The organism is Collimonas rhizosphaerae (assembly GCF_038896935.1).
Taxonomy (GTDB): Bacteria; Pseudomonadota; Gammaproteobacteria; order Burkholderiales; family Burkholderiaceae_D; genus Collimonas; species Collimonas rhizosphaerae.
Genome location: NZ_JBANDC010000017.1, coordinates 111,386 through 124,964 on the forward strand (window position 1 = coordinate 111,386; position 13,579 = coordinate 124,964).

Sequence of the window (13,579 nt, forward strand, 5' to 3'; positions counted from 1 at the left end):
GCAATCGCGCGCCCGTCAGAAACTGCTGCGCCCGCCGCCCTCTGTTCAGCCCAGCGTGGCGGGCGCGGCGTCGCGCACGTCGATCTGCCTGGGAATCAGCTTCAGGTCGAAAAACGTGTCGGCGATGAGCTGCTGTTCGGCCAATATCGATCTGGTGATCGGCTCGGTGCCGAAGGACGAGCGGGCAACCAGGGTATCGACGATCGGCTTGGGCAAGCCCCACACCGCCGCCAGTTCCGCCGCCAGGTCGCTGCGGTTGGCCCGGCCCCAGATATCGATCCTGTTAAGTTCCTCGACAGCGATGGCCAGGACATCGCCATTCTTTTGCGAATAATCCCTGGATGAAAAATAGTAGGCGCGATTCTTGACGACGCCGCTGGCGTCGGCCAGGATGCGCGCCGACAAGGTCTTCTCGGCGGCTGCCAGGAACGGCTCCCAGATTACCCAGGCATCGACCACGCCTTTCTCGAAGGCGGCGCGGGCGTCGGCCGGCGACAGCCACACCGGGTTGACGTCGCTATAGTTCAGGCCGTTCTTCTGCAGCAGCTTGACCAGGAAGTAATGGACGTTCGAACCCTTGTTCAAGGCAATCTTTTTTCCCTTCAGGTCGGCCACCGTCCTGATCGCCGATGCCGCCGGAATCAGCACCGCTTCGACTGCCGGCCGCGGCACGGTCGCGGCGATATAGACAATCGGCGTGCCGTTGGCCTGGGCAAAAATCGGCGGCGCTTCGCCGACGTCGCCGAAATCGATGGAGCCGACATTCAACGCCTCCAGCTGCACCGGCCCGGCGCTGAATTCTATCCATTTGACCGTCACGCCCAGCGGCGCGAGACGCTGCTCCAGCGTGCCGCGCTTTTTCAGCAGGCTAAGCAGGCCTTTCTGGTAGCCGACGCGCAGTTCACGTTGCGCCGCGCGTACTGCAAACGGCGTAAAGGCCGCAACGGCTGCCATGCCCATGCTCGCCTGCAGCAGACGGCGCCGGCTTGCCCGGTTTTGATTGTTGTCGCTCATGTTGTCTTCCCGATGGAATGGATTACCCTGGTCAAGCTGCAAGCAGCGCTCAGCCCAAGCTTAATAAGAAGGCAAAACAAAACGAACGAATAAAATCATCTCCAGATAGTTGGAATTCATATATACGGCAACCTGGCGCCTATCAACATTGATAGCGGCAACCCTGGCCCGGGTGGCTATCCAGCTGCCGGCCTTCGACACTCCCTTCCCTGCCTGGACCAATCCTCACCTCGGCGCAATCCCGGCGCCGCCTCATTTCGTCAAATTCCACCGGGAATAGTGTAACAATTTGTGACCGCCGGCATGCCGGAAAATCCCCCGCCGGCGGCCAGCGGATTGACAATCCGTCGCAACCTCGGAAACGCCGGCATTGCGCCACGCGGCATTGCCGAGTGCTCGCATTCAAATCCGGTTTTTCCTCGAATCGCACAGCTCTCAAAATCGCAAGCGAAGGCAATCCGGGCTGCCATTCCGTGTCACGGCGATGACATATATCTGCGCTATCGTCGCTCGAGGTTAAGTAGCAATACGCATCGTCCATCTGAGGAAGACATGAAAAAAAACATGATGAAAGCCATCCCCGCCGCCTTGCTGCTGGCCGGGCTGGCGGCTTGCAGCGGCTCTGGCAGCAACCCGGCGTCGACCGCCGCGCCAACAACCCCGGCGCCGGTCGTCAGTGCGCAAGATGCGCTCGCCACCGCCACCCCGATCAAACACGTGGTCGTGATTTTTGGCGAAAACATTTCCTTCGACCATTACTTCGGCACCTACCCTAACGCCACCAATCCCAGCGGCGAACCGGCATTCACCGCGGCCGCCAATACGCCGGCCGTGGCTGGACTGACGACGGCGCTGCTGACCGCCAACCCGAATTCGACCAACACCGCCAACGGCACCGGCGCCGCCAACCCGTTCCGCCTGGACCGTTCGCAAGCGCTGACCGCCGACCAGAACCATGGCTACACCGCCGAACAAAACGCCTTCAACGGCGGCGCCATGGACCTGTTCCCGAAAAATACCGGCACTGCTTCCAGCGGCACCGGCACCGGCCCGTTCTTTACCAAGGGTCTGGTGATGGGCTATTACGACGGCAATACCGTGACCGCCCTGTGGAACTACGCGCAGCATTTCGCCATGAACGACAATTCCTTCGACACCGTGTTCGGGCCGTCGACGCCAGGCGCGCTGAACCTGATCTCCGGCCAGACCAACGGCGTGACCCAGGTGGTCGGCAGCGGCAGCTCGGCCTTGATCGCAGACGGCCAGGGCGGCAAGACCATGATCAGCGATATCGACCCGTCCGCCGACACCTGCTCGTCAACCACCAGCACCGCCACCATGAGCGGCAAGAACATCGGCGACCTGCTGAATGCGCAGAACATCAGCTGGGGCTGGTTCGAAGGCGGTTTCGACCTCACGGCAACCAACGCCAACGGCACCACCGGCTGCGCCCGCAGCTCCTATTCAGCCGTGCTGGGCGCCTATACCACCGACTATATCCCGCATCACCAGCCGTTCCAGTACTATGCCTCCACCGCCAATCCGAAACACACGCGTCCCAGCTCGGTGGCGGCGATCGGCTCCAGCCAGGACGGCGGCGCCAACCATCAGTACGACACCAGCGACTTCTTCGTCGCAGTCAGCGCCGGCAACTTTCCGTCGGTCAGTTTCCTGAAAGCCCAGGGCTACCAGGACGGCCACGCAGGTTACTCGAATCCGCTGGACGAACAAGCGTTCGTCACCAAGGTTGTCAACTTCCTGCAGCAGCAGGATGACTGGAAAAATACCGTGGTGATCATGGCCTACGACGATTCCGACGGCTGGTACGACCATGTCGCCAAGATAGTCAACAGCTCGAGCACCACTGCCGACACCTTGAACGGCGCCAGCACCTGCAGCAGCGGCGTGCCGCTGAACGGCGTCAACGGCACGCCGGTGCAAGGCCGCTGCGGTTACGGTCCGCGCCTGCCGCTGCTGGTGGTCTCGCCTTATGCCAAGAGCAATTTCGTCGACCATACGCTGACCGACCAGTCTTCTATCCTGCGCTTCCTCGAAGACAACTGGCTGAACGGCCAGCGCATCGGCCAAGGTTCGTTCGACGCCATTTCCGGTTCGATCCAGAACATGTTCGACTTCGGCAACGGCGGCAAGACTCCCAAGCTGAATCTTGATCCAGGTACGGGCCAGTCAAGCTGACCCCGCTGCGCGGAGTATCCGGCGGGCCGCGCAACCTGCGCCGCCCGCCGCCTGATTTTCCATGACGGCGCCCACCTGGCGCCGTTCACCGTGATATCGATGAAACGTTCTTCCATTTTATTGTTTGCCGTACCTGGCCTGCTGCTGGTGTTGTCCGGCTGCGGCCGCAACACGCCGCCGGCCCCTGCCGCGGCCGCTGTTGCTCCCCCGCCCTCTCCTGCTCCAGGATTAAGCGCGGTGGCGCAGCTAGGCAAGAAGATTTTCTTCGATCCCTCGCTATCCGGTTCGGGCAAGCTGGCTTGCGCTTCGTGCCATAGTCCCGACCATGCTTATGCGCCGCCCAATAACCTGGCGGTGCAGCTGGGCGGCCCGGCGCTGGATCGCCAAGGCTTGCGCGCCGTGCCTTCCTTGCGTTACCTGGAACACACGCCGGTGTTCACCATCGGCCCCAACAAATCCGTACCGGACAGCGATGCAGCAGCTGCGCCGCCTGCCGCCGCAGCCGATGTGAAAGTCGCCGCGGTTGCCAAAAATACGCAAGCTTCCGCTGCCTTGCTGGCTGCCGAAGCCAATGTGCCGATGGGAGGACTGGACTGGGACGGCCGCGCCGACACCTTGCAGAACCAGGCCCAGGGACCTTTCCTCGATCCCAATGAAATGGATAACAAGAGTTCCGCAGCCTTGCTCGACAAGCTGCTCCGCGCGCCATACGCAAACGATTTGCGCCAGCTGTTCGGCGCCAACGTGTTCAGCAACCCGGACCTGGCGCTGAGCGAAGCCTTGTTCGCGCTGGCGCGCTTCCAGCTGGAAGACCCGAGCTTCCATCCATATGACAGCAAGTATGATCATTACCTGGCTGGCCGCGCCAGCCTCACTGCGGCGGAAGCCCGCGGCCTCAAGCTGTTTGACGACCCGCAGAAAGGCAACTGCGCGTCCTGCCATATCGACAAGCCTTCGCATGACGGCATGTTCCCGCCAGCGTTCACCGACTACCAGTTCGAGGCGCTGGCCGGACCGCGCAACAAGGAACTGCTGGCCAACCGCGACCCGGACCACCATGACCTGGGCCTGTGCGGGCCGATGCGCGGCGACTACCGCAAACACGCTGCCTATTGCGGCCTGTTCAAGACGCCGACGCTGCGCAACAGCGCCACGCGCGGCGCGCTATTCCACAACGGCGTGTTCAAGAACCTGGAAGACTTGCTGCATTTTTATGTGGAACGCGAGACCGATCCAGGCAAGTGGTATCCGAAAAAGCCCGACGGCAGCATCGACAAATACGACGACCTGCCGCCGCGCTACAAGAAGAACGTTGATGTGGTGGATGCCCCGTTCGACCGCAAGCACGGCGCCAAGACGGCGCTCAGCGACGACGAGATCAAGGACATGGTGGCTTTCCTGCAGACCCTGAACGACGGTTACCAGGTCAACACGAAACAGGAGAACGCTCCCAACTGAGACAAGCGTCTCAATTGGGCGAAGCACGCGTCCTCTGTTTTTGCCGGCGCCAGCCCAGGCGCCTGCACCCGGGCTTCAGCCGCGGAAATAGCGGGCCGGGGTGAACGGCGTCTTGACCACTTCGATAGGCACCGATTTGCCGCGCACCACTGCCTGCAGCTGCGTGCCGACCTGCGCATGGGCGCTGTCGACATAACCCAGCGCCACCGGACCGCCCACCGTCGGCCCGAAACCGCCGCTGGTGATCTTGCCGACCGGCTTGCCGTCGGCGTCGACCAGCTCGGCGCCTTCGCGCGCCGGCATGCGATCCTTGAGCAGCAGGCCGACCCGCTTGCGGCCGACGCCCTGCTCCAGCTGGCGCTGGATCAGTTCCGCGCCCGGATAACCGCCGGCACGGGCGCCGCCGGCGCGGCGCGCCTTCGACAAGGCCCAGCCCAGGCTGGCTTCGACCGGCGTGGTGCTGCCGTCCATGTCATGGCCGTACAGGCACAGCCCGGCTTCCAGCCGCAGCGAATCGCGCGCACCGAGGCCGATAGGCGCTACCTCAGGCTGCGCCAGCAGCAGCCGCGCCAGGGTTTCGGCGCCGGCATTCGGCACCGAAATTTCAAAACCGTCTTCGCCGGTATAGCCGGAACGGCTGATGAAGCATTCGCTGCCGGCCAGCGTGACTTTGGCGGTCTGCATGAACACCATCTGCGCCGTGTCCGGGGCCAGGCGCGCCATGACCGCGGCGGCGGCCGGTCCTTGCAAGGCGAGCAGGGAACGGTCGCTCAATTCTTCGATCTGGCAATGGCCGGAAAGGTGCTTGCGCAGGTGCTCGGTGTCTTGCTGCTTGCAGGCTGCGTTGACTACCAGGAACAGGTGGTCGCCGGCATTGGCGACCATCAGGTCGTCCAGGATGCCGCCTTGCGGATTGGTGAACAGCGCGTAACGCTGGCGGTTCACCGGCAGGTCGACGATATCGACCGGCACCAGCGATTCCAGCGCCGCGGCGGCGCCGGCGCCGCTCAGGCGCAGCTGGCCCATGTGCGAAACGTCGAACAGGCCGGCCTGGCTGCGGGTGTGGTTGTGTTCCTTGAGAATGCCGGTCGGATATTGCAGCGGCATGTCATAGCCTGCAAACGGCACCATCTTGGCGCCGAGCTCCAGGTGCAGCTGGTATAACGGGGTGCGCGCCGCTGCTGCGGCGCTGGTGGTGTCACTCATGTGAAATGTCCTTTATCAAAAGCCTGGTCGGATCGTCGCGGCGGGCGCCGCACGTACCGCATGCGGCGCCCGTCTTGGCCTTACTCGTAATCCGACATCGGCGGGCAGGAACAGACCAGGTTGCGGTCGCCGTAGACATTGTCGATCCGTCCGACCGGCGGCCAGTACTTGTCCTGGCGCAGCGATTTCAGCGGAAACACCGCCTGCTCGCGCGAATAGGCGCGCGACCATTCGTCAGTCAGGTCCTGGGCGGTATGCGGCGCATGGCGCAATGCCGTCTGCTCGGCCTTGATGTCGCCGTTCTCGACCGCCCTGATCTCTTCGCGGATCGCGATCATGGCGTCGCAGAAGCGGTCCAGCTCTTGCTTGGATTCGCTTTCGGTCGGTTCAATCATCAGCGTGCCGGCTACCGGGAACGACATGGTAGGCGCATGGAAACCATAGTCGATCAGGCGCTTGGCGACGTCTTCCACCGTGATCCCGGTCTTGTCCTTGAGTGGACGCAGGTCGATGATGCCCTCGTGCGCCACCAGCCCGTCGCTGCCGCTGTACAGCACCGGATAGTGCGGCGCCAGCCGGTGCATGATGTAGTTGGCGTTGAGGATCGCCACCTGGCTCGCCTGGCGCAAGCCTTGCGCGCCCATCAGCGTGATGTAGGCCCAGGTGATCGGCAGGATGCTGGCGCTGCCCCACGGCGCCGCGGAAACCGGCGCGATGCCGTTTTCCAGCATGCGGTGGCCCGGCAGGAACGGCGCCAGGTGGGCCTTGACGCCGATCGGACCGACGCCGGGACCGCCGCCGCCGTGCGGGATGCAGAAGGTCTTGTGCAGGTTCAGGTGCGAGACGTCGCCGCCGAAGGTGCCCGGCGCGCACAAGCCGACCATGGCGTTCATGTTGGCGCCGTCGATGTACACCTGGCCGCCGTGGGCGTGGACGATGTCGCAGATCTCGCCGATGGCTTCTTCGAACACGCCGTGGGTCGACGGATAGGTGATCATCAGCGCCGCCAGGTCCTTGGCGTGCTGGTCGGCCTTGGCGCGCAGGTCGGCGACGTTGACATTGCCTTGCTCGTCGCATTGCACCACCACCACCTGCATGCCGGCCATGTGGGCGGTGGCCGGATTGGTGCCGTGGGCGGAACTCGGGATCAGGCAGATGTTGCGCTGGCCCTCGCCGCGGCTATGGTGGTAGGCGCGGATCGCCAGCAAGCCGGCGTACTCGCCCTGCGAACCGGCGTTCGGCTGCAGCGATACCGCATCGTAGCCGGTGCAGACGCACAGCATCTGCTCCAGGTCGGCCACCAGCTGCTGGTAGCCCTGGGCCTGGTTGAGCGGCGCAAACGGATGCAGGGAACCGAATTCCGGCCAGGTCACCGGAATCATTTCGGTGGTGGCGTTGAGCTTCATGGTGCAGGAGCCGAGCGGTATCATGCTGCGGTCCAGCGCCAGGTCCTTGTCTGCCAGCGCGCGCAGGTAACGCAGCATCTGGGTTTCCGAATGGTGGCTGTTGAATACCGGATGCGTCAGGTAGGCGCTGCTGCGCGCCAGCGCTGCCGGTATTTTTTCCTCGGCGCCGGCTTCCAGCGCGCTGAACGAAGGCAGCGGCTTGCCGATGGCAAAGATGCTCCACAGCGCTTCGACGTCGGCGCGGGTGCTGGTTTCATCCAGCGCGATGCCGACGCTGCCGTCGTCGATCAGGCGCAGGTTGACCGACTGGCTGCGCGCCGCGGCATGGATATCCTGGGTATGGCCGCCGGTATGCACGGTGATGGTATCGAAGAAGCTGGCGGTCGGCACCGCATGGTGCAGCTGGCGCAAGCCCTCGGCCAGGACCGCGGTCAGCCGGTGCACCCGTTGCGCGATCGTCTTCAAGCCTTGCGGGCCATGGTAAACCGCGTACATGCTGGCGATATTGGCCAGCAGCACTTGCGCGGTACAGACGTTGCTGGTGGCCTTTTCGCGGCGGATATGCTGTTCGCGGGTCTGCATCGCCAGCCGGTAAGCCGGTTCGCCGCGGCTGTCGATCGATACGCCGACCAGGCGTCCAGGCATCACGCGCTTGTGCGCATCCAGGGTGGCGAAATACGCTGCGTGCGGACCGCCGTAGCCGAGCGGCACGCCGAAACGCTGGGCGGTGCCGATCACGACGTCGGCGCCGAATTCTCCCGGCGGCGTCAGCAGCGTCAACCCCAGCAGGTCGGCCGCAACCACTACCAGCGCCTGCTTGTCGTGCGCCAGGCGCGCGGTGGCGGCATAGTCATTGATCTCGCCGTTCAGGGTCGGGTATTGCAGCAGCACGCCGAAACAGTCCAGCCGTTCAAGGTCCTTGAGATGGTCGCCGACCACCACCTCGACGCCGATCGGCGCGGCGCGGGTGCGCAGCACGTCGATGGTTTGCGGAAAGCAGTCTTGCGAAACGAAGAAGGTGTTGCTCTTGCTTTTAGACAGGCGCTGGCAGAACGTCATCGCTTCGGCTGCCGCGGTGGCTTCGTCCAGCAAGGAGGCGTTGGCGATTTCCATGCCGGTGAGGTCGGTCACCATGGTCTGGAAATTCAGCAGCGCTGCCAGCCGCCCCTGGGAAATTTCTGGCTGGTACGGCGTGTAGGCGGTGTACCAGGCCGGGTTTTCCAGCAGATTGCGCAGGATGACGGTCGGCGTATGGCAATTGTAGTAGCCCATGCCGATATGCGATTTGAACAGCTGGTTCTTGCCAGCGATTTCGCGCAGGGCCGCCAGCGTTTCCGCTTCGCTGCGCGGGGCGCCGAGCTTCAGCGGATGGCGCTCGAGGATGGCGCTAGGCACGATTTTCTTGATAAGCGCTTCGATTGAATCGAAGCCTAGGGCTGCCAGCATGGCCTGTTGCTGGGATTGGTCCGGGCCGATATGGCGTTCAATGAAATCGGCATGTTGTGCCAGATCTTCAAGAGCAGGCCGTGATTGTGTCATGGGTGCTTCCTTCATTTAATGAACAGTAGAGTTGCGCTTAGTTAAGCCAGGCCTTTAAGCCAGGCCTTTGATCATGTCGTCATAAGCTGCTTTGTCCATCAGACTGTTCAACTCGGCCGCATCGTCTATTTTCATCTTGAAGAACCAGCCTTCGCCCAGCGGATCTTCGTTCACCTTTTCGGGTGCGTTCGCCAGCGCGTCGTTGATTTCGACCACCGTGCCGGCAACCGGCATATTGATTTCACTGGCAGCCTTGACCGATTCGATCACCGCGGCTTCTTCGCCTTTGGCGATAGCGGCGCCGACTTCCGGCAGCTGTACAAAAACCAGGTCGCCCAGATGGTCTTGCGCGTAGGCAGTAATGCCGACCGTCACCAGGCCGTCATCCCCGACACGCAACCACTCATGCTCAACCGTATATTTTTCCTGCCCCATGCCCATCTCCTTTATAAAAAACCATGATATTCAAATTAGAGCTCATTTCATCAATATTCGCACTCACGAATATTGATGAAATGAGCTCTATATCCGAATTTTACGACCGAAACGCCCTGCATGATACCGCCAACGAGTTCGATTCGACAGCGGGGCATGGAGGGGAATCGGCCAGGAAGAGCTAAGGCCTTGATTCTGCGGGAATTATCGGCGGCAGGAGAGAAAATGCCGGGAAACCGGCCGAAGGCAACAGCCGGCTAGCGGTAAAACGCGGTGGGCGTGCTGCCGAAATGTTTCTTGAACATGGCGCTGAATGCGCTCTGGCTGCTGTAGCCCTGGTCTTGCGCGGCGGCAGCGACCTTGCCGCCGCGCGCCAGCTGTTCCATGGCCTGCAGCAGCCTGGCTTGCTGGCGCCAGTGGCCGAAACGCATGCCGGTCTGGCGCAGGAACAGGCGGTGCAAGGTGCTGGTGGAGATGCCAAGCTGGCCGGCCCAGGTTTCGATTGTTACCTGCTTGCCTGGAGTCGCCATCAGCAGTTCGCACAGGCTGCGCAGGCGCGCGGCCAGCGGCAGCGGTAAATAAAGGGGCAGCACGGTTACCGACGCCAGCTCATGCAGCAGCAGCTGCAGCATGTGCCAGTTGCGTGTGTCGGCGTCATGCGCGGCCGGATTGCCATGGGCGGCGGCGATCAGTTCGCGCAGCAAGGGCGAAATATCCAGCACACAGCTGCGCGCCGGCAAATGCGGCGAGGCGGCGACATCCAGCAGCAGCGTGCGCAGCCCGACCTCGCCATGCATGCGCACCTGGTGATCGACATGCGCCTGCAGCCAGACCGCGCGGCCCGGCGGCACCATCCAGCGCCCGGCTGCCGCATCGACCGTCATCACGCCCTTGGTCGCATACAGCAGCTGGGCGCAGGAATGGCGATGCAGCGGGATGACGTGGCCGTCCGGGTAGTCCGCGGCCGAGGTCACGACCGACGCATCGGCGGCGTTCAGCGCCTGGTAATCTGATCCTGCTGTCATGTCGTCGGTCCGGGAGTTTCAGATCACCTTCTCTTCACGCAGCGCGGCAATGTAATCCTTGCCGTAGCCGAGCTGCGCCAGCACTTCTTCGGTATGCTCGCCCAGCAAAGGCGAACGCGTGACTTCGGTCGGGCTGTCCGACATCTTGATCGGATTGCCCACCGTCAGGTACTTGCCGCGCGTCGGGTGATCGATTTCGACGATGGTGCCGGTCTGGCGCAGCGATTCGTCTTCGGCGATTTCCTTCATCGACAGGATAGGTCCGCATGGAATGTCGTACTGGTTCAGGATATCCATGGCCTCGAACTTGGTCTTGCTCATGGTCCATTGCTCGATGCGGGCAAAGATCGGTTTCAGGTGCAGCAGGCGCGCCGCCGGCGTGGCGTAAGCCTCGTCGGTGATCCAGCCCTCCTCGCCGATCACCTTGCAGACCGCCGGCCAGACCGCGCCCTGGGTGATGAAATAGATGTAGGCGTTCGGATCGGTTTCCCAGCCCTTGCATTTCAGGATCGAGCCGGGCTGGCCGCCGCCGGAAGCATTGCCGGCGCGCGGCACGGCTGCGCCGAACTTGCTGTCCGGGTATTGCGGGTATTCGTGCATGGTGCCGGTGCGTTCCAGCCGCTGCTGGTCGCGCAGCTTGACGCGGCACAGGTTCAATACGGCGTCCTGCATCGGCGCCAGCACCTTCTGGCCGCGGCCCGAAGTGTGGCGCTGGAACAGCGCGCTGACGATGCCCAGCGCCAGGTGCAGGCCGGTGCCGCTGTCGCCGATCTGGGCGCCGGTGACCATCGGCGGACCGTCGTCGAAGCCGGTGGTGGAAGCCGCGCCGCCGGCGCACTGGGCGACGTTTTCATAGACCTTGCAGTCCTCGTATTTGCCGGGACCGAAACCCTTGACCGAAGCCACGATCATGCGCGGATTCAGTTCCTGGATGCGCTCCCAGGTAAACCCCATGCGGTCCAGCGCGCCCGGCGCGAAATTCTCCACCAGCACGTCGCAATCCTTGATCAAGGTTTCCAGCACTTCCTTGCCCTTGGGATTCTTGGTGTCCAGCGTGATCGAACGCTTGTTATGGTTCAGCATCGTGAAATACAGGCTGTCGACCCCGGGAATGTCGCGCAGCTGCCCGCGCGTGGCGTCGCCCTCGCCGGCGCGTTCGACCTTGATCACATCGGCGCCGAACCATGCCAGCAGCTGGGTGCAGGTCGGCCCTGACTGGACATGGGTGAAATCTAGAATGCGCACGCCATCCAGTGCTTTGCTCATGAAAATCTCCTGTTTATATTTATATTTTCACCGTGCTTTTACCTTATAGCCGGTTCTGTCACGATCTTAACTGGATTCAGCTGCTTGTGTAGTCAAGGCAGTCAGCCTGGCTTCCAGTTCCGCCAGCCGTTTACGCAAGGCGCGGTCTTCGGCAAAGCGGCTGCATTCATCGCGGATGACGGCAACGATCGCCGCCACCTTGTTATCCGCCGTATGCAGCAGCGCCACCGTGAACGCGATCGACAGGGCATGGCCGTCCTTGTGCACCGCCGGCACCCGCAGCACGTCGTTGCCGTAGCGGGTAATGCCGGTATCCATGGTCTTTTGATAACCATCCCAGTGCCGCTGGCGCTGGCGTTCTGGAATAATCAGGTCGAGCGACTGCCCTAGCGCTTCGCCTTGGGTGAAACCGAACATGCGCTCGGCCGCCGGATTCCACAAAGTGATGGCGCCCTTGGCGTCAGAAATAACGATGGCGTCGCCGACTGCTTCCACCAGCTGCCTGAGATCAAGTTCGGTTGACATATTCCTGCTCCTTGTTGAGGCCCGCATGTAAAAACGGCGTCCTGGGCGGACGCCGTCAACCGTCCTGGGGACGACTCATGGGGCAATTACTCGCCTGCTGCCATCCTCAGACTGCCTGTGCTTTATGCAGCTCGGCAATCTGTCCGGCGCTGTAGCCCAGCACGTCCGCCAGCACTTCGTCGGTATGCTCGCCCAGCAGCGGCGAACCGGTGATTTCCGGCGTCAGGTCGGAGAACTTGATCGGACTGCCGACGGTCAGGTATTTGCCGCGTTCCTTGTGATCGACTTCGGTGATGGTGCCGCTGGCGCGCAGCGACGGATCGTTGGCCAGCTCTTTCATGGTCAGCACCGGTGCGCAAGGAATGTCGAATTTGCGCAGGATGTCGACCGCTTCGAACTTGGTCTTGTCCTTCAGCCACACTTCTATGGTGTCGAAAATTTCGGTGATGTGCGGCTGGCGCGCCTTCGGCGTGTTGTAGGCCGGATCTTCGATCCATTCATCCTTGCCGATCGCCTTGCAGATTGGCGCCCAGGCATGGCCCTGGATGGTGAAATAAATATATGCGTTCGGATCGTTTTCCCAGCCCTTGCACTTGAGCACCCAGCCCGGCTGGCCGCCGCCGCCGGCATTGCCGCCGCGCGGCACCACATCGCTGAATGTGCCGTGCGGGTATTGCGGATACTCTTCCAGGTAGCCCAGCTTGTCCAGGCGCTGCTGGTCGCGCAGCTTGACGCGGCACAGGTTCAGCACGCTGTCTTGCATCGACACGGCAACGCGTTGTCCCTTGCCGGTCTTGTCGCGGCCGATCAGTGCGGTCAGGATGCCGATCGCCAGGTGCATGCCGGTGTTGCTGTCGCCCAGGGCGGCAGCGCTGACGGTTGGCGGGCCGTCCCAGAAGCCCGTGGTGGAAGCCGCGCCGCCGGCGCACTGGGCGACGTTTTCATAGACTTTCAAGTCATCGTAATGGTGGCCGTCGCTGAAGCCTTTGACCGAAGCCACGATCATCTTCGGATTCAGTTCGTTGATGCGTTCCCAGGAAAAACCCATGCGGTCCAGCGCGCCCGGTCCGAAATTTTCGACCAGCACGTCGGATTCCTTGATCAGCTTTTCCAGCACCAGCTTGCCTTCAGGCTTTTTGGTGTCGAGCGTGAGCGAACGCTTGTTGCTGTTCAACATGGTGAAATACAGCGCGTCGACATCAGGGATATCGCGCAGCTGCGAACGGGTCACGTCGCCGGAACCCGGACGCTCGACCTTGATCACGTCGGCGCCGAACCATGCCAGCAATTGCGTGCATGCAGGACCGGCCTGCACGTGCGTGAAGTCGATGATGCGGATGCCGTCCAGTGGTTTTGCCTTGCTTGTTTCTTTGCTCATTTCAAATCTCCTGTTCAACTTGATCGAATTTTTTATAATGGCTCAGCGGCTTATTTGTACATGGTCTGGGCCATGGTTCCCGGGGCGTACACCGCAGGATCGACCCAGATATTGACCACCGCGCAACGCCG

General features: G+C 62.4%; 10 protein-coding genes. 2 read left to right on the forward strand and 8 right to left on the reverse strand.

The window, feature by feature from the left end; all coding sequences use genetic code 11:
• Window positions 1-45: 45 nt before the first annotated feature.
• Window positions 46-1,014 carry a sulfonate ABC transporter substrate-binding protein gene (locus tag V8G57_RS20715; RefSeq protein ID WP_342830986.1) on the reverse strand — a complete coding sequence of 323 codons (969 nt, stop codon included), beginning with the start codon at window positions 1,012-1,014 and terminating at the stop codon, window positions 46-48.
• 552 nt (window positions 1,015-1,566) lie between these two features.
• On the opposite strand from V8G57_RS20715, the gene V8G57_RS20720 reads away from it, so the two are divergent.
• Window positions 1,567-3,210: a phospholipase C gene (locus V8G57_RS20720; protein WP_425458313.1), complete on the forward strand. Its 1,644-nt coding sequence runs from the start codon at window positions 1,567-1,569 to the stop codon at window positions 3,208-3,210.
• Between the two features lie 99 nt (window positions 3,211-3,309).
• Window positions 3,310-4,668, forward strand: a complete 1,359-nt coding sequence (locus V8G57_RS20725; protein ID WP_342830988.1) for a cytochrome-c peroxidase — start codon at window positions 3,310-3,312, stop codon at window positions 4,666-4,668.
• A gap of 75 nt (window positions 4,669-4,743) precedes the next feature.
• Here V8G57_RS20725 and gcvT read toward each other — a convergent pair whose 3' ends face one another.
• The 7 genes from gcvT to frc (V8G57_RS20760) all read right to left on the reverse strand — a co-directional run bounded on the left by gcvT (window position 4,744) and on the right by frc (V8G57_RS20760) (window position 13,448).
• Entirely contained in the window at window positions 4,744-5,874 is a 1,131-nt protein-coding gene (gene gcvT / locus V8G57_RS20730) for a glycine cleavage system aminomethyltransferase GcvT (protein WP_342830990.1), read from the reverse strand.
• 80 nt (window positions 5,875-5,954) lie between these two features.
• Window positions 5,955-8,819 carry an aminomethyl-transferring glycine dehydrogenase gene (gene gcvP, locus V8G57_RS20735; RefSeq protein WP_425458314.1) on the reverse strand — a complete coding sequence of 955 codons (2,865 nt, stop codon included), beginning with the start codon at window positions 8,817-8,819 and terminating at the stop codon, window positions 5,955-5,957.
• Between the two features lie 54 nt (window positions 8,820-8,873).
• The gene (gene gcvH / locus V8G57_RS20740; protein WP_175500850.1) at window positions 8,874-9,254 is read right to left on the reverse strand and encodes a glycine cleavage system protein GcvH; all 381 of its coding nucleotides are present in this window, start codon (window positions 9,252-9,254) and stop codon (window positions 8,874-8,876) included.
• A gap of 257 nt (window positions 9,255-9,511) precedes the next feature.
• Window positions 9,512-10,279, reverse strand: a complete 768-nt coding sequence (locus V8G57_RS20745) for an AraC family transcriptional regulator (RefSeq protein ID WP_342830993.1) — start codon at window positions 10,277-10,279, stop codon at window positions 9,512-9,514.
• Window positions 10,280-10,297: 18 nt separating this feature from the next.
• A complete protein-coding gene (gene frc, locus V8G57_RS20750) occupies window positions 10,298-11,545 on the reverse strand; it encodes a formyl-CoA transferase (RefSeq protein WP_092392569.1) in 1,248 nt (415 codons plus the stop codon).
• 66 nt (window positions 11,546-11,611) lie between these two features.
• On the reverse strand, window positions 11,612-12,070 hold the full coding sequence (locus V8G57_RS20755) for a PAS domain-containing protein (protein WP_342830995.1): 459 nt from the start codon (window positions 12,068-12,070) through the stop codon (window positions 11,612-11,614).
• Window positions 12,071-12,176: 106 nt separating this feature from the next.
• Window positions 12,177-13,448, reverse strand: coding sequence for a formyl-CoA transferase (gene frc, locus V8G57_RS20760; RefSeq protein ID WP_092392565.1), 1,272 nt, complete (start codon window positions 13,446-13,448; stop codon window positions 12,177-12,179).
• Window positions 13,449-13,579 lie beyond the last annotated feature (131 nt).